At 65.4% G+C, this 21584-nt stretch carries 24 protein-coding genes and 1 riboswitch; of the genes, 12 read left to right on the top strand and 12 right to left on the bottom strand.

Annotated features, from left to right (window positions below):
* Positions 1–36: 36 nt before the first annotated feature.
* Entirely contained in the window at positions 37–405 is a 369-nt protein-coding gene (locus tag AIOL_RS03005) for a YbaN family protein (protein WP_049641521.1), read from the top strand.
* Between the two features lie 13 nt (positions 406–418).
* Here AIOL_RS03005 and AIOL_RS03000 read toward each other — a convergent pair whose 3' ends face one another.
* The gene (locus tag AIOL_RS03000) at positions 419–763 is read right to left on the bottom strand and encodes an antibiotic biosynthesis monooxygenase family protein (RefSeq protein ID WP_049641520.1); all 345 of its coding nucleotides are present in this window, start codon (positions 761–763) and stop codon (positions 419–421) included.
* A complete protein-coding gene (locus AIOL_RS02995) occupies positions 760–1083 on the bottom strand; it encodes an NIPSNAP family protein (protein ID WP_049641944.1) in 324 nt (107 codons plus the stop codon). The genes AIOL_RS03000 and AIOL_RS02995 overlap by 4 nt, the downstream gene beginning before the upstream one ends.
* A 73-nt stretch (positions 1084–1156) precedes the next feature.
* Here AIOL_RS02995 and AIOL_RS02990 point away from each other — a divergent pair, with 73 nt between their 5' ends.
* The 3 genes from AIOL_RS02990 (at position 1157) to AIOL_RS02980 (ending at position 4085) form a co-directional block, all read left to right on the top strand.
* Complete coding sequence (locus AIOL_RS02990; RefSeq protein ID WP_049641519.1) at positions 1157–1843, top strand: ArsR/SmtB family transcription factor; 687 nt, start codon at positions 1157–1159, stop codon at positions 1841–1843.
* Positions 1844–1933: 90 nt separating this feature from the next.
* Positions 1934–3307 carry an L-serine ammonia-lyase gene (locus AIOL_RS02985; RefSeq protein WP_049641518.1) on the top strand — a complete coding sequence of 458 codons (1374 nt, stop codon included), beginning with the start codon at positions 1934–1936 and terminating at the stop codon, positions 3305–3307.
* Positions 3308–3449: 142 nt separating this feature from the next.
* Positions 3450–4085, top strand: a complete 636-nt coding sequence (locus AIOL_RS02980) for a glutathione S-transferase (protein ID WP_049641517.1) — start codon at positions 3450–3452, stop codon at positions 4083–4085.
* 70 nt (positions 4086–4155) lie between these two features.
* Here AIOL_RS02980 and AIOL_RS02975 read toward each other — a convergent pair whose 3' ends face one another.
* A complete protein-coding gene (locus tag AIOL_RS02975) occupies positions 4156–4590 on the bottom strand; it encodes a 6,7-dimethyl-8-ribityllumazine synthase (RefSeq protein WP_049641516.1) in 435 nt (144 codons plus the stop codon).
* Between the two features lie 66 nt (positions 4591–4656).
* Positions 4657–4789: riboswitch (FMN riboswitch) on the bottom strand.
* A gap of 57 nt (positions 4790–4846) precedes the next feature.
* Between AIOL_RS02975 and AIOL_RS02970 the strand changes: the two genes are divergently transcribed.
* Positions 4847–5473 (top strand): FMN-binding negative transcriptional regulator, encoded by a 627-nt coding sequence (locus AIOL_RS02970; protein ID WP_049641515.1) that lies wholly within the window; start codon positions 4847–4849, stop codon positions 5471–5473.
* A gap of 15 nt (positions 5474–5488) precedes the next feature.
* Positions 5489–6097 (top strand): glutathione S-transferase family protein, encoded by a 609-nt coding sequence (locus tag AIOL_RS02965; protein WP_049641514.1) that lies wholly within the window; start codon positions 5489–5491, stop codon positions 6095–6097.
* Positions 6098–6151: 54 nt separating this feature from the next.
* Here the strand turns inward: AIOL_RS02965 and AIOL_RS02960 are convergent, their stop codons facing one another.
* Positions 6152–6817, bottom strand: a complete 666-nt coding sequence (locus AIOL_RS02960) for an outer membrane protein (RefSeq protein ID WP_049641943.1) — start codon at positions 6815–6817, stop codon at positions 6152–6154.
* 272 nt (positions 6818–7089) lie between these two features.
* Here AIOL_RS02960 and petA point away from each other — a divergent pair, with 272 nt between their 5' ends.
* The 5 genes from petA to AIOL_RS02935 all read left to right on the top strand — a co-directional run bounded on the left by petA (position 7090) and on the right by AIOL_RS02935 (position 12304).
* Positions 7090–7656: a ubiquinol-cytochrome c reductase iron-sulfur subunit gene (petA, locus tag AIOL_RS02955; protein ID WP_049641942.1), complete on the top strand. Its 567-nt coding sequence runs from the start codon at positions 7090–7092 to the stop codon at positions 7654–7656.
* A 5-nt stretch (positions 7657–7661) separates the two neighbouring features.
* Complete coding sequence (locus AIOL_RS02950; RefSeq protein WP_049641513.1) at positions 7662–8999, top strand: cytochrome b; 1338 nt, start codon at positions 7662–7664, stop codon at positions 8997–8999.
* Between the two features lie 14 nt (positions 9000–9013).
* The gene (locus AIOL_RS02945) at positions 9014–9841 is read left to right on the top strand and encodes a cytochrome c1 (RefSeq protein ID WP_049641941.1); all 828 of its coding nucleotides are present in this window, start codon (positions 9014–9016) and stop codon (positions 9839–9841) included.
* Positions 9842–10034: 193 nt separating this feature from the next.
* A complete protein-coding gene (gene aroC, locus AIOL_RS02940; protein WP_049641512.1) occupies positions 10035–11135 on the top strand; it encodes a chorismate synthase in 1101 nt (366 codons plus the stop codon).
* Positions 11132–12304 (top strand): MFS transporter, encoded by a 1173-nt coding sequence (locus AIOL_RS02935; RefSeq protein ID WP_049641511.1) that lies wholly within the window; start codon positions 11132–11134, stop codon positions 12302–12304. Before aroC ends, AIOL_RS02935 begins: the two co-directional genes overlap by 4 nt.
* Here the strand turns inward: AIOL_RS02935 and AIOL_RS02930 are convergent.
* The 6 genes from AIOL_RS02930 to ade all read right to left on the bottom strand — a co-directional run bounded on the left by AIOL_RS02930 (position 12301) and on the right by ade (position 18233).
* Positions 12301–12708: a thioredoxin family protein gene (locus tag AIOL_RS02930; protein WP_049641510.1), complete on the bottom strand. Its 408-nt coding sequence runs from the start codon at positions 12706–12708 to the stop codon at positions 12301–12303. The two genes, AIOL_RS02935 and AIOL_RS02930, sit on opposite strands and share 4 nt — an antisense overlap.
* 15 nt (positions 12709–12723) lie before the next feature.
* Complete coding sequence (locus AIOL_RS02925) at positions 12724–13437, bottom strand: cytochrome c biogenesis CcdA family protein (protein WP_049641509.1); 714 nt, start codon at positions 13435–13437, stop codon at positions 12724–12726.
* Positions 13438–13553: 116 nt separating this feature from the next.
* Positions 13554–14432, bottom strand: coding sequence for a DMT family transporter (locus AIOL_RS02920; protein ID WP_049641508.1), 879 nt, complete (start codon positions 14430–14432; stop codon positions 13554–13556).
* A 106-nt stretch (positions 14433–14538) separates the two neighbouring features.
* The gene (locus AIOL_RS02915) at positions 14539–14826 is read right to left on the bottom strand and encodes an HU family DNA-binding protein (protein ID WP_049641507.1); all 288 of its coding nucleotides are present in this window, start codon (positions 14824–14826) and stop codon (positions 14539–14541) included.
* Between the two features lie 132 nt (positions 14827–14958).
* Positions 14959–16443 (bottom strand): AMP nucleosidase, encoded by a 1485-nt coding sequence (locus tag AIOL_RS02910; protein WP_152912324.1) that lies wholly within the window; start codon positions 16441–16443, stop codon positions 14959–14961.
* The gene (gene ade, locus AIOL_RS02905) at positions 16440–18233 is read right to left on the bottom strand and encodes an adenine deaminase (protein ID WP_049641506.1); all 1794 of its coding nucleotides are present in this window, start codon (positions 18231–18233) and stop codon (positions 16440–16442) included. The genes AIOL_RS02910 and ade overlap by 4 nt, the downstream gene beginning before the upstream one ends.
* A gap of 76 nt (positions 18234–18309) precedes the next feature.
* On the opposite strand from ade, the gene AIOL_RS02900 reads away from it, so the two are divergent.
* The gene (locus AIOL_RS02900; RefSeq protein WP_049641505.1) at positions 18310–19176 is read left to right on the top strand and encodes an acyl-CoA thioesterase; all 867 of its coding nucleotides are present in this window, start codon (positions 18310–18312) and stop codon (positions 19174–19176) included.
* Between the two features lie 257 nt (positions 19177–19433).
* Here the strand turns inward: AIOL_RS02900 and AIOL_RS02895 are convergent, their stop codons facing one another.
* Positions 19434–20621, bottom strand: a complete 1188-nt coding sequence (locus AIOL_RS02895) for an amino acid aminotransferase (RefSeq protein ID WP_049641504.1) — start codon at positions 20619–20621, stop codon at positions 19434–19436.
* Positions 20622–20624: 3 nt separating this feature from the next.
* The gene (gene sseA / locus AIOL_RS02890; protein WP_049641503.1) at positions 20625–21476 is read right to left on the bottom strand and encodes a 3-mercaptopyruvate sulfurtransferase; all 852 of its coding nucleotides are present in this window, start codon (positions 21474–21476) and stop codon (positions 20625–20627) included.
* Between the last annotated feature and the right edge of the window lie 108 nt (positions 21477–21584).

Here is a 21584-nt window from a genome sequence, read left to right as displayed (position 1 = left end):
CTGTTCAGTCGCCCCCTGGCGTCCTATCTCCGGAACATGCTTCGGGTGGTTTACTTGCTATTGGGTTGGCTCTGCGTTGCCGTGGGCCTGGTGGGCGCCGTTCTACCGGTTCTGCCCACGACCGTTTTTATGATCCTGGCCGCTTATTTCTTTGCCAAGGGATCGCCGCGCGCCCGGGAATGGCTGGTCGAACGCAGCGTTTTCGGCCCGCATATTAAGGCGTGGGAGGCCGAGGGCGCCATCAGCACAAGGGCCAAGCTGCTGGCCGTCGCGATGATGGCTTTGGTGTTCGGCTTGTCGGTTTACTTTGGTGTGGCCTGGTGGGTGCTGGCGATACAGGCGGTGTGCCTATTGGCGGCCGGCAGCTTTGTGCTGACGCGCCCGGCACCAAGGGAAAGCCCCTAAGACCCGGCCCGCCTCAGCCGTGGGTCTCTTTGCTGTCCTGGGGCGCGCCGGATCGGTCATGCATGCCGTAGTCGCGCAGCACCTGGACGACCTTCAACCGGTAATCCGCAAAAATCCCGCTGCGACCCTTCCTTTGCGCCGAGCGGTGCTCTGTAAGCTTGCGCCATTCGGCGACGGCGGCCTCATCCCGGAAGTAGGACAGCGACAGCAGCTTGCCCGGCGTTGTCAGGCTTTGGAAGCGCTCGACAGAGATGAACCCATCCACCTGCTCGGCAAGGGGCCGCATCGCTGCGGCGACATCCAAATAGGCGTCTTGCTTGCCCTCGGCGATCTGGACCTCGAATATGACGGCGATCATGCGCCCCTCCCAACTGCTGCGGAGGCAAGTTTGAGGAAGGTTCGATCCTCTCGCAATAGAAACTTCTCCCGTTGGGCGAATGCGTAGTTTTCTTGCCCGATTGGGTCGTTTGCCAGGCGGCTCCGATAGGCCTCGTATGCCGCAAGGCTCTCAATGTTGTAGACGCCGTAGGCCAGTGTCGAAGAGCCCTCATGCGGGGCGAAGTAGCCGATAAGATCGGCGCCGCAGCGCGGAATGGCCTCGCCCCAATTGCGCGCATATTGCTCGAACTGGGCCTTCTTGGTTGGGTCGATTTGGTAGCGAATAAAGCAGGTCAGCATGATTTTCTCCATTGCATGATTGCCGGAGATATAGAGGGTTTCGTGAGGGCCATGCTTCGGCTATGATCGAACTATGAGAGAAGGCCCGGATATCGCCCGCGTGGCGGCCCTGATCGGCGATCCCGCCCGCGCAAACATGTTGACCGCTTTGATGAGCGGGCGCGCTCTGACCGCAACTGAGTTGGCTGCTGAGGCGGGCGTGACTCTGCAAACCGCCAGCGGGCACCTCGCGAAGCTGTCCGAGGGCGATCTGCTGCGCGGTCGAAAGCAAGGGCGGCACAAGTATTTCGCGATCGCCTCTGATGAGGTCGCGGCGGTGCTTGAGGCTCTGATGGGGCTTGCGGCGGGGTCCGGGCACCTGCGCACCCGATTGGGGCCCCGCGATACGGCGCTGCGCGAGGCGCGGGTGTGCTACAACCATCTTGCCGGCACGATGGGGATCGCGATGTTTGATGCGATGATCTCTGAAGGGCAAATTGCGACCCAGAAGGATCAAATTTCCCTTACGGCCAAGGGGCATGCGTTCGCCGAGAGTTTCGGGATAAAGATGTCCGAGCTAGAGGCAACGCGGGCACCGATGTGCCGGGAGTGCTTGGATTGGTCTGAACGCCGGTCGCATTTGGCGGGCAAATTGGGCCGGGCCTATCTTTCGGCCTTCCTTGATCTTGGATGGGCGACACGCGACGCAAACTCCCGCGCTGTTCACTTCTCGCCCAAGGGGCGCGCGGAGTTTTCCAGGACCTTCGCGGTCACCACCTGAACCGCAATACGGCAGGGATTGGTCGCATTCGGCACCGCAACGGCGCGCGCCGTCTGACACAAACGCCCGAGCACTCAAAAGGACCCCGGCATGTTCATCTCTGTCTTCGATATGTTCAAGGTCGGCATCGGCCCTTCATCGTCGCACACAATCGGCCCGATGGTGGCGGCGGCGCGGTTCCTGGATCTGATGCGCGCCTCGCCCTTCACCTTCGCCGGGCTGCGCGCGACGCTTTACGGCTCGCTGGCCTTCACCGGGATTGGGCATGCGACGGATCGCGCCACGATCCTGGGGCTCGCGGGGTTCCGGGCCGACGACTATGACGCCGAAAAGGCCGCCACCGCCCTGGCGAAGATCCACGAGACCGGCCTCGTGTCGCCGGATGGCCTGCCAGAGCTGCAGTTCTCGCCCAAGCAGGATCTGGTCTTTGACTATGACGCCCCGCTGCCCGGCCACGCCAACGGCATGATCCTTGCCGCCACGGACAGCCAGGGCGACGTGATCCTGCAAGAGACCTATTACTCGGTCGGCGGGGGCTTTGTCCTCACCGAGGCGGAGCTGGCCGCGGGCAAGGACGCCGATGACGGCCCGCCGGTGCCGCACCCGTTCAAATCCGCCGCCGAGATGCTGGAGATGTGCTCCGCCACCGGCCAGAGCGTCGCCGCGTTAAAGCGCGCCAACGAGCTGTCTCGGATGGGCCCGGCGACCCTGGACCAGGGCCTGCTGCGCATCTGGGACGTGATGAACGCCTGCATCGACCGGGGGCTGGCGGGCGAAGGGATCCTGCCCGGCGGGCTCTCCGTCAAGCGCCGGGCCAAGGGCATCCACGAGGCGCTTCTGGCCGAGCGCGGCATGAACCTGCCCGCGCCGCACACCATCAACGACTGGATGAGCGTCTACGCCATGGCGGTCAACGAAGAGAACGCCGCCGGGGGGCAGGTGGTGACCGCGCCCACGAATGGCGCCGCCGGCGTGGTGCCTGCGGTGATCCGCTATTGGCTGGACCATGTGCCCGGCGCCGTGCCCTCTAAGGTCGGCGAGTTCCTTTTGACCGCGGCGGCAATCGGCGGGTTGGTCAAGCACAACGCCTCGATCAGCGGCGCGGAATGCGGCTGTCAGGCCGAGGTCGGCAGCGCGGCCGCCATGGCCGCCGCCGGGCTGGCCGCCGTCATGGGCGGCACGCCCGAGCAGGTAGAGAACGCCGCCGAGATCGCGCTAGAGCACCACCTTGGCATGACCTGCGACCCGATCAAGGGCCTGGTGCAGGTGCCCTGCATCGAACGCAACGGGCTGGGCTGCATCAAGGCGGTAAGCGCCGCGTCCCTGGCCCTGCGCGGCGATGGCACGCATCTGGTGCCGCTGGACGCCTGCATCGAGACCATGCGCCAGACCGGCCAGGATATGTCGGAGAAGTACAAAGAGACCGCGCTGGGCGGCCTGGCCGTGAACGTGCCAAACTGCTGAGCCGAGCGCCCTGCGCCCGCAGCAGGGCCGCACCTTGAGCGCCCGTGGCCCCAGCTAGCCGCCCACCGCCAAACGAGCAGCGCGCCGGCCTTCCTGGCTCTGCGCATTTGACACCGGCGGCGGCTCTTGGTTCTGTCTAAAAATGCGCCCGATCCTGTATTCTTTCCGCCGCTGTCCCTACGCAATGCGCGCGCGCCTGGCGATCCAGGCCGCAGCGCAAGAGGTAGAATTGCGCGAGGTCCTGCTACGGGACAAGGCGACGGAGTTCCTGGAGACCTCACCCAGCGCCACGGTGCCCTGCCTGAAAGACGGCGAGACGGTGCTGGATGAGAGCCTCGAGATCATGATCTGGGCGCTGGAACGCAACGACCCGGCGGGGTGGCTGCTGGTGCCGCGCTCTGGGCGTGACGTGATCACAGAGGCCGATGGGTCGTTCAAACAGGCGCTGGACCGCACCAAATACCACACGCGCTACGACAGCGACCCAGAGGCAGAACGCGCTCGGGCCGGCGTGTTCCTTGCCAAGCTCGACACGCAGCTTGCGGGCAAAGCCTGGCTTTACGGTGACAATCCAAGCATCGCCGACATGGCCATCCTACCCTTCGTGCGGCAGTTCGCGTTCATCGACAAACCCCGCTTTGATGCCGAGCCCTGGCCGCACCTGCAGCGCTGGCTCGAAGCGTTCCTTGCCTCGCAGGACTTTGAACGCATCATGTTGAAATACCAGGTCTGGCAATCGAAGGACCCGGCGACAGTTTTCCCGACCGACAGCGCCTAGGCCACGCGCGACAGGGCAGGGGGGGCCCAATCGCGGGCCCCCGAAATCAATTAGGGATCGTGCAGAAACGCTACGCCGCCAAGGCCGCGCGGGTTTTTCCGATCATCAGCGCCGCTTCGGCCGCCTCTCGCCCCTTTTGGACAAAATGCTCGCCAAAGATCGCGTCGTGATGGGCGGTCTCTTGATACTGGTGCGGCGTCAACGACACCGACAGCACCGGCACGCCGGTGTCCAGCCCGGCCCGCATGAGCCCGTCGACAACGGCCTGCGCCACGAAGTCATGCCGGTATATCCCGCCATCCACCACGAACGCCGCCGCGGCGACCGCAGCATAGCGCCCAGAGGCGGCCAGATCGCGCGCCAGTAGGGGCATCTCGAACGCACCGGGCGTGTCGAACACGTCCACCTGCGCGGCCGGGATCAACTCGGTGAAACCTTGCAAGGCCCCGTCGACAATCTTGGAATGCCAACGCGCTTTGATAAAGGCATATCGGGTGTGTGTCATGTGTGACTCCTTTCGATAACAGACACGTCACCCAAGGCGTCACGCAACGCGCCCAGCCGGGCCCGCGCGCATTCTCTTCCATCCGGACTATGACCGTCGGCCCCGGAATTCCACCGGATCTGCTAGACCCCCGCGTGATACGGGGCGCTCGCGGGCTATCACCGCCGGTGGGGAATTTCACCCCGCCCTGAGAACGAACCCATATTGGCATTCCTTGACGCGGGGGGCAATGTGGCATTTCCAAAGGAGGGCACAGGTGCACCCTAACCCCGCATTCAGAAAGCCGGACACGGCGCGCAACATCGCGTTCGCTCGCGCGCGCGGCTTTGGCACGCTGGCGCTGAACGCCGAAGGCGGGCCGCTTATCAGCCACATCCCTTTCGTTCTTGCCGAGGATGGCGGCTTTGTCGAGCTGCACCTGGTGCGCTCGAACCCGATCCTGCGCCTGCTGGACGCGCCGCAACCGGCGGTGATCGCCATCCCGGGGCCGGACAGCTACATCTCTCCAGACTGGTACGGCATCGACGACCAGGTGCCGACCTGGAACTACGTCGCCGTGCATCTGCGCGGCCCGCTAGAGCGCCTGCCGCAGGGGGAGCTTCGCGGCCTGCTGGACCGCCTGGCCGCGCATTTCGAACCGCGCCTTGCGCCCAAGCCCCCCTGGATCGCGGATAAGATGACGCCGGAGGCGCTTGAAAAGCTGATGCGCCAGATCGTGCCCTGCCGGATGCAGGTCGAGGCGATTAACGGTACCTGGAAGCTGAACCAGAATAAGGACGATGACGTGCGCTTGCGCGCCGCTGATGCGGTCACCGCGCGGGGCATCGGATCCGAGCTGGATGCGCTTGGCGCCCTCATGCGAACACCCCCCGAACAGACGTAAGGAACCTCCCCCGTGATGCAACTCCACGACAATCCCGCCTCGCCCTTCTGCCGCATCGTGCAGGTCCTGATCCGCGAGACCGGCCAGGCGAACGACGTCGAAATCGATCCCGCCATCGGGCACCCCCTGGCCAGCGAGAAGATGCCCGTCGCGCAGAACCCGCTGGGCAAGATCCCCACGCTGTCGCGCGAGGAGGGCCCCGCGCTTTACGACAGCCGCGTGATCTGCCGCTACCTCGACGCCCGGGTGTCCGGCGGAATGTACCCCGACGGCGACGCTCTGTGGGACGCGCTGACGCTGGAGGCCACGGCGCATGGGATCATGGATGCTGCCGTGCTGATGGTCTACGAGTGGCGCGCCCGCCCGGAAGAGGCCTATTCAAAGGATTGGGTCGAGGGGCAATGGGCTAAGGTCACAAGGGCTCTGGATGCGATCGAGGCGCGTTGGATGGGCCATTTGGCCGCGCCGATGAACATCACCCATATCGCCGTGGGCTGCGCGCTTGGCTATCTCGACTTCCGCCATGCAGATCGCGATTGGCGGGCGGGTCGCCCGAACCTATCCGCGTGGTTCGAGGGATTCGCCACGCGCGAAAGCATGAAGGACACCGCGCCGTCCGCTTAACCCGGCAAGAAAGGATTGCGAGCGCGGGGGGTATCCCGCGCTCAGGCACAGGCCCTAGAAGCTAAACGACACCCCAAAGTTCAGCGCGTTGGTGATGATATCGGTGCTCAGCGTGCCGCCATTGGTCAGCTCGGCCTCGTTCACCGAGTAGGTGCCCTTGTACTCGCCAAAGACGCCCCAGCGCTCGTTGAACTCATATTTTGCGCCCAGCGCCCACATCGCCGCAGGGCCTGTAATCTGGTACTCAAAGGTCGTGCCCCCGGCCGAGGACACATCCACATGCGGGATCGCCAGGCCGATACCCGCGCCCACGTAGGGCGTGACCTGACCGTTCATCCAGGCATCCGGCCAGCGCCGCCAGACATTCGCCGTCAGGATGTTCAACCCATCGGTGAACTCCAGATTGGTGAACCCGCTGGAGGCCAGGGTCGCGTCGTCCGCGTAGACCTTGGTGTGGTTGAAGTCGACGCCAAAGCCCAGCGTTTCGCTGGTCCAGTAGGTGTAGCGGAAGCCATAATGCGGGGGCGCCTCAAACGAGCGGCCCTCCCAGGTCGACAAGAAGCTGAACGCCCCAACCCCGCCGGGATCGTTGCCCTCGACGCGGCTATGCGGCGCCTCTTGGATGCCGGTGTAAAAGCTCAATTCGCTCTCTGCCTGCGCGGCGGTCGCGCAGACGGCGACGCCCAGAGCCGCGATCGAACACATAAATGAGTGGCGCATATGCCCCATCCTTTAGCCAAGGCCTGTGCCGTAACTGGCCTTTTCCCGCCCCGAGTTCAAACCTTATTTCACTGAAAGTCACTGATTCGCAGTACTTTGCCGAATTCGTGATTGCGACTAGGCGGAAATACCCGCGACAATGCGCCTATGCCTGCGATGGATTGTCCGCTGGACGTGGTTTTCACTCCATCTTAAAACGCACGCGGGAAAAGGTGCGCGACTCACGCACCAAATTCAGTGTGGCCGGGCCCGGCCATGGAATGGAGATATACGTGTCCCACGCAGAAGACCACGAAGGCACACGCCGCGACTTTCTATACTACGCCACGGGTGGTGCGGGGGCCGTTGCGGCCGGCGCCGCCGTTTGGCCGCTTGTGAACCAGATGAACCCCTCCGCGGACGTTCTGGCGCTTAGCTCGATCCGGGTGGATGTCAGCGGCATCGCCGAGGGCACCCAGCTGACCGTGAAATGGCAGGGCAAGCCGGTGTTCATCCGCCGCCGCACCCAGGATGAGATCAACGACGCGCGCGAAACGCCGCTGGCGGATCTGCCGGATCAGCTGTCGCGCAACGAGAATAACGAGGGCGCCGACGCCGCAGATGAGAACCGCGCCCTGGGCGAGAACGGCGAATGGCTGGTCATGATGGGCATCTGCACCCATTTGGGCTGCGTGCCGCTCGGCGACGGCGCCGGTGATTTCGGCGGTTGGTTCTGCCCCTGCCACGGATCGCACTACGACACATCGGGCCGCATCCGCAAAGGCCCCGCGCCAGAGAACCTTCCGGTTCCGATCGCAGCCTTCGCGGACGAGACCACTATCGTTCTGGGTGAGGAGTAATAGACATGTCCGGTATCCCACACGACCATTACGAACCTAAGACGGGCCTTGAGAAGTGGCTTCATCGCCGCCTGCCCGCGGGCGCGATCATCTATGACACGCTGATGATCCCGACGCCGAAGAACCTGAACTGGATGTGGATCTGGGGCATCGTGCTGGCCTTCTGCCTGGTGCTGCAGATTGCCACCGGGGTTGTCCTGGCGATGCATTACACGCCGCATGTCGACATGGCGTTTGCCTCGATCGAGCACATCATGCGGAACGTGAATGGCGGGCACATGATCCGCTACCTGCATATGAACGGCGCCTCGCTGTTCTTCTTCGCGGTCTACCTGCACATCTTCCGCGGCCTCTACTATGGTTCCTACAAGGAGCCGCGCGAGGTCACCTGGGTGATCGGCATGCTGATCTACCTGCTGATGATGGGTACGGCCTTTATGGGCTACGTTCTGCCCTGGGGGCAGATGTCGCTGCACGGCACCGCGGTTATCACCAGCCTGTTCGGCGCGATCCCCTTCGTGGGCGAGAGCATCCAGACCTGGCTGCTGGGCGGCTCCGCAGTGGGTCAGCCCGCGCTGAACCGCTTCTTCTCGCTGCATTACCTGCTGCCCTTCGTGATCGCCGGGCTCGTGGTGGTGCATATCTGGGCCTTCCACTCCACCGGCAACAACAACCCCACCGGGGTTGAGGTGCGCCGCGGCTCCAAGGCCGAGGCCGAGAAGGACACCCTGCCGTTCTGGCCCTACTTCGTGATCAAGGACCTCTTCGCGCTGTCGCTGATCCTGCTGATCTTCTTTGCCGTGGTCGGCTTCATGCCGAACTACCTGGGCCACCCGGACAACTATATCGAGGGCAACCCGCTGGCGACGCCTGCGCATATCGTGCCGGAATGGTACTTCCTGCCCTTCTACGCGATCCTGCGGGCCTTCACCGCGGATGTCTGGCTGGTGCAGCTGGTCAGCTTCGTGACCGGGGGCATCATCGACGCCAAGTTCTTTGGCGTGCTGGCGATGTTCGGCGCGATCGCGGTGATGGCGCTGGCGCCTTGGCTGGACACCTCCAGCGTGCGCTCGGGCCGCTACCGCCCGATGTTCAAGTGGTGGTTCGCGCTGCTCGTGGTCGACTTCATCGTCCTGATGTGGGTCGGCGCGCGCGACACCGAATGGCCGCATGACTGGATCTCGCTGATCGCGTCCGCCTACTGGTTCGCCTACTTCCTGGTGATCCTGCCGCTTCTGGGCGTGCTGGAGAAACCAACGGCGATCCCGGCCACCATCGAAGACGACTTCAAAGAGCACTACGGCAAAGCGGACGCTGACGGCGCCACGCAGCCTGCCGAGTGAGCGAGGGAAAAGAGATGATCAAGCAACTTACCCTTTCCGCCGCTCTGGTGCTGGGCCTCGGATCGGCGGCGCATGCTGCCGGTGGCGCGGGCCATGTCGAGGACATCAACTTTAGCTTCGAGGGGCCGTTTGGTACCTTCGACCAGCTGCAGCTGCAGCGTGGGCTGCAGATCTACACCGATGTCTGCGCAGCCTGCCATGGGCTTAAATTCGTGCCGATCCGCACGCTCAGCGACCCCGGCGGGGTTGGCCTGCCGGCCGATCAGGTGCGGGCCTATGCGCGTGACGTGCTGTTTGTGGCCGACGAGGGCGCAAACGCGCATCTCTACGACTTCGAGGAAGGCGCGGCGCGCGGGTTGCTGCCCACCGATAACTTCCCCGCGGTCGAGAATGCCGGCGCCCCGGATCTCAGCCTGATGGCCAAGGCCCGCGCGGGTTTCCATGGTCCGGCGGGTACCGGCCTGGCGCAGCTCTTCCAGGGCATGGGCGGCGCGGAGTATATCTACTCGCTGCTGACCGGCTACACCGGCAAGACCAAGGAAGAGGCGGGCACGACCCTCTACGAGAACACCGCCTTCCCTGGCGGCTGGATCTCGATGGCGCCGCCGCTCGAGGATGGCCGCGTTGAGTTCGACCCAGAGCACGCCAACGACCTGCATCACCTGTCCGAGGATATCTCGGCCTTCCTGATGTGGACGGCAGAGCCCAAGATGATGGCCCGCCAGCAGGCCGGCTTCGTTGCGGTGCTGTTCCTGGCGCTGCTGACGGTGCTGCTCTACCTGACCAACAAAAAGATCTGGGCGCCGGTGAAGCGCGCGGCCAAGGGTCAGCCCGCGGAGTAATCACCGCCGCCTGACGTGAATTTTGAGACGCGCCCCTGATCCGGGCGCGTTTCTTTTTTGGCGATCTTGGACGAAATTAAGAAAATCTTGGTGAGTCGCCCCGGATCATAGATCCGGGTGGGAGCCGCGGCGCGCCTTACCCCTTCCCCTTCCACGATGCTCCGGGTAGACCGCCCGGACGGAGGGCGCCGCGATGAGCCACAACACATACGGACATATCTTTCGGGTCACGACCTGGGGTGAGAGCCACGGGCCTGGCCTCGGCGCTGTTGTCGATGGCTGCCCGCCCGGCGTGCCGATCACGGCCGAGGCCCTGCAGCGCTGGCTCGACCGTCGCAAGCCCGGCCAGAACCGCTACACCACGCAGCGGCGCGAGCCCGATCAGGTCGAGATCCTCTCGGGCGTCTTCGAGGGCGTCAGCACCGGCACGCCGATCCACCTAGAGATCCGCAACCAGGACCAGCGCTCCAAGGATTACTCCGAGATCATGGAGAAGTTCCGCCCGGGACATGCCGACATCACCTATTGGCAGAAATACGGCATTCGCGACTACCGCGGCGGCGGGCGCTCCTCGGCGCGCGAGACGGCGGCGCGTGTGGCCGCGGGCGGGGTCGCCCGTGCGGCGCTGGAGCAACTGGCCCCTGGCGCTGAGATCCAGGGCTACATGGTCCAGATGGGACCGCATCAGATCGACCGCAGCAATTTTGACGCCGACCAGATCGAGCAGAACCCGTTCTGGACCCCCGATCCCCAGGCGGCGCAGGACTGGGCCGAATACCTGGACGGGCTGCGCAAGTCGGGCAGCTCTGTCGGCGCGGTGATCGAGGTTGTGGCGCGCAACATCCCCGCGGGGCTCGGCGCGCCGGTCTATGGCAAGCTGGACGCCGACCTTGCCGCCGCGATGATGTCGATCAACGCCGTGAAGGGCGTGGAGATCGGCGAGGGCATGGCCGCGGCCGCGCTGACCGGAGAGGGCAACGCCGACGAGATCACCATGGGCAATGATGGCCCGCGCTACAGCTCCAACCACGCCGGGGGGATCCTGGGCGGCATCTCCACCGGTCAGGACATCGTGGTTCGGTTTGCAGTGAAGCCGACCAGCTCGATCCTGACGCCGCGGGCCACGATCACGAAATCCGGCGAGACCACCGAGATTGTCACCAAGGGGCGCCATGATCCCTGCGTGGGCATCCGCGCGGTGCCGGTGGGCGAGGCGATGATGGCCGCGGTGATCCTGGATCACCTGCTTCTCGACCGGGCACAAACCGGCGGCATACGCGGCCCTATCGGGTGACGGCGGGCGCGCCTCCGCCGGGTTCCGAGCGCGCGATCTACGCCACATTTGCGCTGCAGGCCTTCGCCAGCGGCGCGGTCCTGACGCGCGTTCCCGACCTTCAGGTCCAGGCGGGCCTGTCCGAGACGCAACTGGGGCTCGCCTTCACCTTGGGCGCGCTGGGGAGCATCCTGAGCTCGATGATCGCGGGCAACGCGGCGCTGCGTTTTGGGACCAAGCGCGTGAATGGCTGGTCGATCATCGCGTTGGCCGTCGCGGCGGTGTTTGCCGCGCTTGGCACGGGCCCGCTGGGCATCAGCGCTGCCTTCTGCGCCAGCGGCGTGATGTTTGGTTTCAGCAACGTGGCCATGAACCTAGAGGCGGATCGCTTTGAGGCCGCAACGGGCACGCGCATTATGAACCGCTGCCACGGGATGTGGAGCATCGGCGTTCTGGCGTCTACGGGGCTTGGCGTGGGGGCCCGCGCGATGCCGGTGCCGACGCTTTGGCATATGCTGGTGATGTTGGCGGTTGTCGCGATGGCGCTGCTGTGGTTGCAGCCGCAGGTCCGCCCGGCGCCGCGCCGGGGGAACACCCATACGCCAGGTTCCCAACTGGCGCGCCCGGACATGGCGAGTGTGGTGCTGGTGCTCTTTGCCTTTGTCGCGGGCACCGCCCATATGGCGGCCAATACCTGGGCGGTGATCTTCGCCCGGGACAATTTCGCTGCCGCGGATTGGATCGACACGCTGACGCTGCCGGCGTTTCTGCTGGCGATGACCGTGGGGCGGCTCTATGCGGATCGGTGGGTCGAGCGTTACGGTGCGGCGCGGATGGGCCGCATCCTGGCGGCGGTCACGGCGGTCGGCACGGTGGCCCTGGTGCTGGCGCCCAGTGTCTGGGTCGCGATCCTAGGCTTTGCGCTGGTCGGGCTCGGAACGGGCCCGCTTTTCCCGCTTATGGTGTCGGCTGCGGGGCGCAGCCCCCACCGCCCGGCGGAAGAGGCCGTGGCGGCGGCGATCCTGCTGATCAGCGCCACCGGCGTGGTCACGCCCATTGTCTTTGGCTGGCTGGCCGAGGCCGTTGGGCTCCGCTGGAGCTTCGCGGCACTGCTGCCGCTCTGCGCCGTCACAATCGCCCTCTCGGCGCGCGCCGCGCGGGGCGGCGGCAGCACAGCGCCTAAGGTCTAAGCGACCGACGCGCTCAGCGCGGCGTCCATCAGCCCCTGGATCTGCGCCGTCGAGGTACCCGCAACGATGCGACCCAGCTCCTTATCGCCCTTCAGGGCCACCAGCGTAGAGCGCCGCGGGATGTTCAGCCCGACCGTCAGCGGGTCACGGCGGTAGTCGTCATAATCCACCGTGATGAAGACGATGTTCTGCTCGTAGGCGGGGTTCTGCCCCTTGAGCTTACCCAGCACCCGCTTCTGCGCGTTGCAGGTCGTGCACCACTGCGTGGTGAAGTCCAGAAACACGGTGTCCCCGGCGGCCAGATGCCGGTCAACCAGACCGGGCGTGTAGTCGATGCTGCCCGCGAAGGCAGGCAGGGCCACCGCGGCGGCGGTGCTGGTGATTAGGAAAGTGCGACGGTTCATATCAGACCTCGTGGGTTAGAAACGGACGGATAAATCGATCAGCCAGGTGGGCAGCATCTGGATGGCCCAGAATTCGAGCATGTGGTGCACGCGCAGCAAAAGCCCCACACCAACAACAATGAAGACCGCGCCCAGGATGGGGCGCGCCTTGGCGGCAATGCCGCGCATCCAGGCCTGGCGGCGCTGGATCACCGAGCGCGCGCCATAGCCGAGCGCCAGGATGATTGATGATACGCCTAACGCGAAGAACAGCATGATGGCGCCCGCGCGGGCCACGCTCTCCCCCTGGCTGGCCAGACCGATGGCGCTGCCAAGCGTCGGGCCAATGCAGGGGCTCCATACCGCGCCAAGCAGCATGCCGCCCAAGAACTGCCCTGACAGACCGGACCCCTGCAACCCGTCCATTCCCGCATCTGCGCGCTCCGAAAAGCCCGCGGTCGCCGTGGCGAACCGCGCCGAGAGCCGCGGCACCAGCAGCACCAGCCCGAACAGGATCATCAGTACCGCGCCCGCGTCCGATATCATCTCGGGCGTCAACCCGACGCTGCGCCCTAGCACGGTGACGGCAAGGCCGAGCACCACGAAGGACAGGCTCATCCCCGCGGCCACAGCCAGCGGCCCATGGCGGCTGGCCTGCACGGCCGAGGCCAACACGATCGGCAGGACCGGCAAGACGCAGGGATTGATCAGCGTCAGCAGGCCCGCGAGATATGCGAATACGAATTCCATCCTTGCTATGTGTCCGAAATTGCTGGCGCTGTCAGCAATTCTCACATGTCAAACGATCACAACCCCGTCAGGTTCGCCCATCTGGGCGGCGCGCCCGGGCCGAACGGCTACAGCGACTATGACAAGGACGGCTGAGGCTCTTTCGAGAGCTGCACGGCCAGGATGCCCACCGCCACCACGCCGACGCCCAGGGCATCCAGCCAGCTTAGCCGCTCTCCCAGCAGGAGGGCGGCGACGCCGACACCGAAGGGCGGGGTGAGGAAGTGGAAGGTCGCGGCGCGGACGGCCCCTATGCGGGCCACCAAGAGGAACCAGACCCAGGTGGCGATCAGCCCGGGCACGAAGAGCGTGTAAAGGAAGGCCAGAGCCAGCGGCCAGGTCCAGTTCACCTCCCAGGTCTCCAGCGGCACCGCGGCCAGGGCCAGCCCTGCCGAGCCGATCACCATCTGCAGGCCGATGATCATCACGATGTTGCCGCCCGAGGAGGCGCTGCGCACCAGCATTGTGGCCGCGGTCAGCGAGACGACGCCCAGCACGCACAGCAGCACCCCAAAGAGATCGACGCCCTGGCTGAGCCGCGCCCCCATGATGATCGCCACGCCCGCGAACCCTGCTGCCAGGCCCACCGCGCCCAGAGGGCGCACCCGCTGGCCCAGGAATGCCCAGCCCGCGAAGGCCACCAGCAAAGGCATGGTCGCGGCGATGATCGTGGCCAGCCCGGCCTCGATCCACTGCATCGCGACGAAGTTGAACCCCAGATAGAGCGTGTTCTGACAGAGCCCAAAGATCGCCGTGGCGATCCACTGCGCCCGGGTCAGCCGCAAGGACTGCCCCAGCGCCCAGGCGATGCCGATGGCGATCAGCCCCGACAGGAAGAACCGGATCGCCAGCGCCGTCAGCGGCGGCGCCTCGGCGACGATGATCCGCGCCGAGCTAAAGGCCGAGGCCCACATAAAGGCAAAGGCAACGCCCATGGCGATTGCGCGGAGGTCCATCGTTGCGACTCCTGGCGAGGAGGGCCCGCAAGGGCATGAGCGGCCCCTGCAAAATGAAAAGGGCCGCCGAAGGGCGACCCTAGACTCAAACTCTAAGAGATCAAGCTTAGCCGTTCACGCTGTCCTTCAGCGCTTTGGCGATGGTCATGTTCACCACCTTGTCGGCGTCCTTCTTGATCTGCTCGCCCGTGGCCGGGTTACGCACCATGCGCTCGGGGCGCTCGCGGCAGTAGATCTTGCCAACACCGGGCAGGGTCACGGCACCGCCCGCGGACACTTCGCTGGTGATCACACCACAAACCGCGTCCAGCGCAGCCGATGCGGATTTCTTGTCGGAGCCCATCGCGTCCGCCAGGGCCGCCAAGAGCTGGGTCTTTGTCATGGGTTTTGCCATGTATTGTCTCCTCGGTCTCGCCCGCTGTTGCGGGTCATTAGTCGAATCTAACGGAATATTTGGGAGCGACACAACTCTTAGTGTGACATATCCCCAAGTTTTCCTGCATTTTGTGGCCGAAATCGCCCAATTTTAGAGGAACGCGGTCTCTTCGAAGCTGCGAAGCTTGCGCGAATGGATTCGTTCCAGCGGCATCTCGCGGAGGATCTCCATCGCGCGGATGCCGATTTGCAGGTGGTTCGAGACCTGACCCTTGTAGAACTTGCTAGCCATTCCGGGCAGCTTTAGCTCGCCATGCAGCGGCTTGTCCGAGACGCAAAGAAGCGTGCCATAGGGCACCCGAAAGCGATAGCCGTTGGCAGCAATCGTGGCGCTCTCCATGTCCAGCGCGATGGCGCGGGACTGGCTTAGGCGCTGCGTTGGGCCGGACTGGTCGCGCAGCTCCCAGTTGCGGTCGTCATATGTGGCCACGGTGCCCGTGCGCATGATCTGCTTGAGGTCATAGCCCTTCAACTGGGTCACGCTGGCCACGGCAAGCTCCAGGGCGACCTGGATCTCGGCCAGCGGCGGGATCGGCACCCAGACCGGCACGTCGTCGTCCAGCACATGGTCCTCGCGCAGGTAGGAATGCGCCAGCACGAAATCCCCTAGCCGCTGCGAGTTCCGCAGCCCCGCGCAATGCCCCACCATCAGCCAGGCATGCGGGCGCAGCACGGCGATGTGGTCCGTGGCGGTCTTGGCGTTCGAGGGCCCCACGCCGATATTGACCAGCGTGATCCCGCCGCCATTCGGCCGCTTGAGGTGATAGGTCGGCATCTGCGGCAGCTTCGCTGGCGCCTCACAGGGGTCCTTGGCGCCGGTGATCTCGACATCCCCAGGGCCGACAAAGCTGGTATAGCCGCTTTCTGGATCGGCCAGCATCGTGCGGGCGTAGTCCTCGAACACCTCCACGTAGAACTGGTAGTTGGTGAACAGGATGTGGTTCTGGAAATGCTCGGGGCTGGTCGCGGTGTAGTGCTTGAGCCGCGCCAGCGAGTAGTCCACCCGTTGCGCGGTGAAGGGCGCCAGGGGCTCCACCCCGTCGGAGTAGGGCGAGCCATAGCCATTCACAATATCGTCGTTCGTCGTCGAAAGGTCCGGCACGTCGAAGACGTCGCGCAGGGTGAAGGCCAGCTCTCCCTCTTCCGGCACGACGATACCCGAGCCGACGCCAAAGGCGAAATGCACCGGGATCGGCGTGGTGGAGAGGCCGATGCGCACCGGGATCCCGTGGTTCTCCAGCAAAAGGCCGATCTGCTGCTCGAGATAGGCCTCAAACAGGTCCGGGCGCGTCACCGTGGTCACGTAGGTGCCCGGCTCCGCCACATGGCCAAAGCTCAGGCGGCTGTCGACCTGGGCGAAGCTCGAGGTGACCAACCGGATCTCGGGGTAGAACGCCCGATAGCGCCGCCCCGGATGGCCGCCGTCAATCGCGGCTTGGAAGGTCTCCTGCAGGAACCGCGTGCCAATGTCGTAGATCTCGCGCAGGCGCGCCACGGCGGCCTTGGGGTCGTCAAAGTTCTCATGTCCGTGGATATCCGGCGTCAGCGCGGGGGCAGAGATGTCGGCATAGGTCATGTTTCGGCCTCAAAAAGTTCCGTGATCTCGAACTTGGTGACGTCCACCAGCCCAAGGTCGCTGATCCGCAGCTCTGGGATGACCACCAGGGCCAACAGAGAATGCTGCATGTAAGCGTTGTTTAGCGAGCACCCGCAAGCCTGCATTGCCTCGACCATCTTTTGCGCCTTGGCCGCGACCTGCGCGGCGGGCGCGTCAGACATTAGCCCCGCGATGGGCAGCTCGACCAGGGCAAGCTCTTGCCCGTCGCGCCAGACGGTCACGCCGCCGCCGACCTCGCCCAGCCGGTTCGCCGCCAGGGCCATATCGGCGCGCGAGGTGCCCACCACGATCATGTGGTGGCTGTCGTGGGCGACGGTCGAGGCGACGGCCATCTCGCCGGTATAGCCGAACCCGCTGACGAAGCCGTTCGTCACGGCGCCGGTGGCGCGGTGCCGCTCGACCAGGGCGATCTGGCAGGTGCCCTCCGCGCCCTGGACCACGCCGTCCACAACGGGCAGGTCCGCGGTCAGTGCCTTGGTGGGGGCCTGGTTCTCGACCACGCCGATCACCTTGGCGCGCACTGTGTTGCGGCCCTGTGCCGGAACCTCAAAATCCGTCGCCGCCAGGACCTTGCCCAGATGAACGGTGCTGCGGGTGTCGGCTGGCCAGTCGAGATGCGGGCACTCCACCAGGATCTCGCCGCCTGCGGCGACCTCCCTGCCGCGGGCAAAGACCCGTTCGATGGGCAGGCTCCGCAGGTCCGACGTTAGGATCAGGTCGGCGCGCCGCCCCGGCGCGATAGAGCCCAGCTCGCGCTCCAGCCCGAAATGCGTCGCCGTGTTGATCGTCGCCATCTGCAGCGCCACCAGCGGGTCGCAGCCGCATTCGATGGCGTGGCGCACCACCCGGTTCATATGCCCATCATTGACCAGCGTGCCCGAGTGGCAATCATCCGTGCACAGGATCATGTTGCGCGGGTCCAGCCCTTTCTCGGTGATCGCGGTGATCTGGCTCTCGACGTCGTACCAGGCTGAGCCCAGCCGGATCATCGACCGCATCCCCGCGCGCATCCGCACGATGGCATCCGCCTCGCAGGTGCCCTCGTGGTCATCCGCAGGCCCGCCCGCCGCGTAGGCGTGGAAGCCCGCAAGGTCCGGCGAGGCGTAATGCCCCCCGATGGTCTTGCCCGCGGCCGCGGTAGCGGCCATCTCGGCCAGCATCTTGTCATCGCCCGCCATCACGCCGGGGAAGTTCATCATCTCGCCCAGCCCGATGATACCGGGCCAAGTCATCGCCTCTGATACCTCCGCGGGGGTGATCTCGAAGCCCGTGGTCTCCAGCCCCGGCGCCGAGGGCGCGCAAGACGGCATCTGGGTGAAGATGTTCACCGGCTGCAGCAAGGCCTCGTCATGCATCAGCCGCACGCCGCGCAGGCCTAATACGTTGGCGATCTCATGCGGGTCGGTGAACATGGTGGTGGTGCCATGCGGGATCACCGCGCGGGCGAACTCGGCGGGGGTGAGCATGCCGCTCTCGATATGCATATGCCCATCGCAGAGCCCGGGGATGGCGAAGGCGCCGCCCGCGTCGATCACCTGCGTGCCCTCGCCGATGCAATGCGCGGCGTCCGGCCCGCAATAGGCGAAGCGCCCGGCGGCGGTGGCGATGTCGTGGCCGGCCAGAACTTCGCGGGTGTGCACGTTCACCCATCGAGCATCGCGGATCACCAGATCCGCCGCCGCGCGCCCCGCGGCCACGGCGATCAGATGGGGGGCCAGCTCGGCCCAGGATTTAGGGGAATCAACCATGTCCCAAAATGGCAGAGCCACTTTGCCGCGACAAGGGGCTGTTGACCTCGCCTCCGCCAAGTTTCATGGAAGGTTCATGGATGCATTGACCCCCTTGCTCGAATTGTTGGAGCTGGAGCAGCTCGAAGTGAACCTGTTTCGCGGCATCGGCCATGGCGGCGAGACCTCCAGGCGCGTCTTCGGCGGGCAGGTCGTGGCCCAGGCGCTGGCGGCGGCCTATCGCACGGTCGAGGACCGGGCTTGTCATTCGCTGCATAGCTACTTCTTGCGGGCGGGCGACCCGTCGATACCGATCCTCTACGAGGTCGACCAGGCCCGGGACGGCGGCAGCTTTACCACCCGCCGGGTGGTCGCGATCCAGAAGGGGCGGCAGATCTTCAACCTCGCGGCCTCGTTCCATGTGGCCGAGGAGGGGCTGCATCACCACCACCAGATGCCCGACGTGCCCGCGCCCGAGGACCTGCCCAGCCGCGAGGAGCTGCGCGAGAGGATGGTGCATCTAGTGCCCAAGGAGCGGCGCGCGGATTTCCTGCGCCCCTCGCCGGTGGATGTGCGCCTCGTGGGGGATTACAATCACCTTTCGCCCAAACCCGCCTCGGACGCCAACCAGGCCTGGTTCCGCCTGATCCGGCCGGTGCCCGAGAACCCGGTCTTCCACCACTGTCTGCTGACCTATGCCTCTGATATGCTGCTTCTGGGCTCGGCGATGCGGCCCCACGGCGAGAGCTGGTTCACCGGGCGCACCATGACGGCCAGCCTGGATCACGCAATGTGGTTTCACGGGACGCTGAACTTCTCGGACTGGCACCTTTACGCGATGGACAGCCCCTGGTCTGGCGGTGCGCGCGGGTTCAACCGCGGCTCAATCTACGCCCGGGACGGGCGGCTCGTGGCCAGCACCGCGCAGGAGGGGCTGATGCGCCCCATCGCGCCGAAGGCCTAGACGCCCAAGATATGCAGATTCTGATCCGCGCTGCGCTCGGGGTGCTTGTCCGGCTTCACCGTCCGGCAGAGTTTGCGCGTCAGACAACTCCAGGTCGCAAATCTCTTAAATAAGAGATTTGCCACTTTCCTTGAAAGGAAAGTGCCCCCGGCCGCACCGGAAGGCTCCAGATCGGTTCGGATAGGTCGAGGCTAGGCGCTGAAACTCTTGGAAGAGTTTCGCCAATTTCTTGAAAGAAATTGGGTGGCGCGGCATTGTCAGCCTTTGATCACCTCAGCAACCGCCTCCGCCAGCACCGGCACGGTCTCGGCGTTCATCCCCGCGATGTTGATCCGGCTGTCGCCCACCGCATAGACGGCGTGCTTCTCGCGCAGTTGGTCCACCTGTTCGGGTGTCACACCGATCCGGCTGAACATGCCGCGATGCTCGGCGATGAAGCCGAACCGATCCGAGCCGGTGCGCGCGCGCAGCTCGTCAGAGAGCTGCTTGCGCAGCGTCAGCATCCCGGTGCGCATCGCTTCTAGCTCGTCCTGCCACTGCCCGCGCAGGGTGTCGTCGTTCAGGATCATCGTCACCAGCCGAGCGCCATGGTCCGGCGGGAAAGAGAAGTTCTGCCGGTTCAGGTGGCTCAGCGTGCCCTGCGCGACCCCGGTCGCCCCGGCGCTGGGCGAGATCGCCATCAACAGCCCCGTGCGCTCGCGGTAGATCCCGAAATTCTTCGAGCAGCTCGCCGCGATGATCATCTCGGGGCAGGTCTGCGCCAGAAGCCGCGTCGCCGACGCGTCCTCCTCCAGCCCGTCGCCAAAGCCCTGATAGGCAATGTCGATCATCGGGATCGCGCCCTTCGCCACCAGGTGATCGGCCACGGCCCGCCACTGCGCTGCGTTCAGGTTCGCGCCGGTGGGGTTGTGGCAGCAGCCATGCAGCAGCACCACGTCGCCGGGGGCAACCGCGCCCAGGTCGGCCATCATGGCGTCGAATTCGACCGCGCAGGTCTCGGTATCGAAATAGGCGTATTCGCGGGTCTTTGCGCCCAGATGCTTGAGCATCGACAGGTGGTTCGGCCAGGTTGGGCGCGAGGTCCAAATCGTGGCTTCGGGGTTGCCCATCTGGATCAGCTCGAACGCCTGGCGCACCGCGCCGGTGCCGCCGGGGGTGGCTGCGGCGGCAACGCGGTCGCTGGCGACGGCATCGCCCAGCACCAATTCGCGCATCGCCGTCGAGAACCCTGGATCGCCCGCCAGCCCGGTATAGCTCTTGGTCGTCTCGGCCCCCCAAAGCTGCTGCTCGGCGGCCTTCACAGCGCCCATGATCGGGGTTACCCCAGAGGCGTCCTTGTAGACGCCGACGCCCAGGTCGATCTTGTTCGGGCGGTCGTCGGCCTTGAACATGCCCATCAGCTTGAGGATCTTATCCTCGGGTTGCGGAACCAGCGTCTCCAGCATCGTCTATTCGTCTCCGGTTGCGACCTTAAGGTCGTTATACATGCCCCATTCGGACCAGGACCCGTCATAAAGCGCGTGCCTGTCATGCCCGAGGCGCTCCAGGGCGAGGCTGAGGATCGCGGCGGTCACGCCGGAGCCGCAGGTGGTGATCGCGGGCTTGCTTAGGTCCACCCCGGCACCCTCGAACGCCGCGCGCAGGGCGTTGGGCGCCTTCATGGTGCCGTCCGCGTTCAGAAGCGTCTTGTAGGGCACGTTCTTTGAGTTCGGGATATGACCGGCGCGCAGCCCCTCGCGGGGCTCGGGCGCGTCGCCGCGGAAGCGCTCCGGCGCGCGGGCGTCAAGGATCTCGTGATCGCGCAGCTTGGAGGCCGCGGCGACCTGGGTGACATCGCGCACCAGGTGGTTCTGTCGGCTCACGGTGATGTGGCGGTCGCGCATTACCGGCGGCAGGTCCTCGGTCTCGCGCCCCTCGGCCTGCCATTTTGCAAAGCCGCCATCGAGCACCGCGATATCGGTCTTGCCCATCAGGCGGAACAGCCACCAGACCCGCGCCGCGCTGAACAGCCCCGCGCCGTCATAGACCACCACCTGGTGTCCGTCGCCCACGCCCATGGCGCGCATGCGGCTAATGAACTTTTCGGGCTCGGGCACCATATGCGGCAGGGCCGAGCGCGCGTCGCTGACATCGTCGATGTCAAAGTAGCGCGCGCCGGGGATATGCGCTTCGTCGTACTCGGCGCGCCCGTTGCGGCCCATCGCGGGCAGGTACCACGAGGCATCCAGGATCCGAAGGTCCGGGTCGTTGAGATGCGCCGCCAGCCAGTCGGTCGATACAAGAGTTTTTGGGTCATCCATGGGCGTTTCGGCCTTTGCGGTTGTCCCGGTTTTCCTACGCGTGCTGCGGCGGGGAGGCAAGGGCCGCGCCAGCGCCTTGGCGGACCCTGTGGTGAGCCAAGCCGCCGC

It is taken from the genome of Candidatus Rhodobacter oscarellae, assembly GCF_001078595.1.
GTDB lineage: Bacteria > Pseudomonadota > Alphaproteobacteria > Rhodobacterales > Rhodobacteraceae > Rhodobacter_B > Rhodobacter_B oscarellae.
This window is presented reverse-complemented; position numbering and strand designations above follow the sequence as displayed.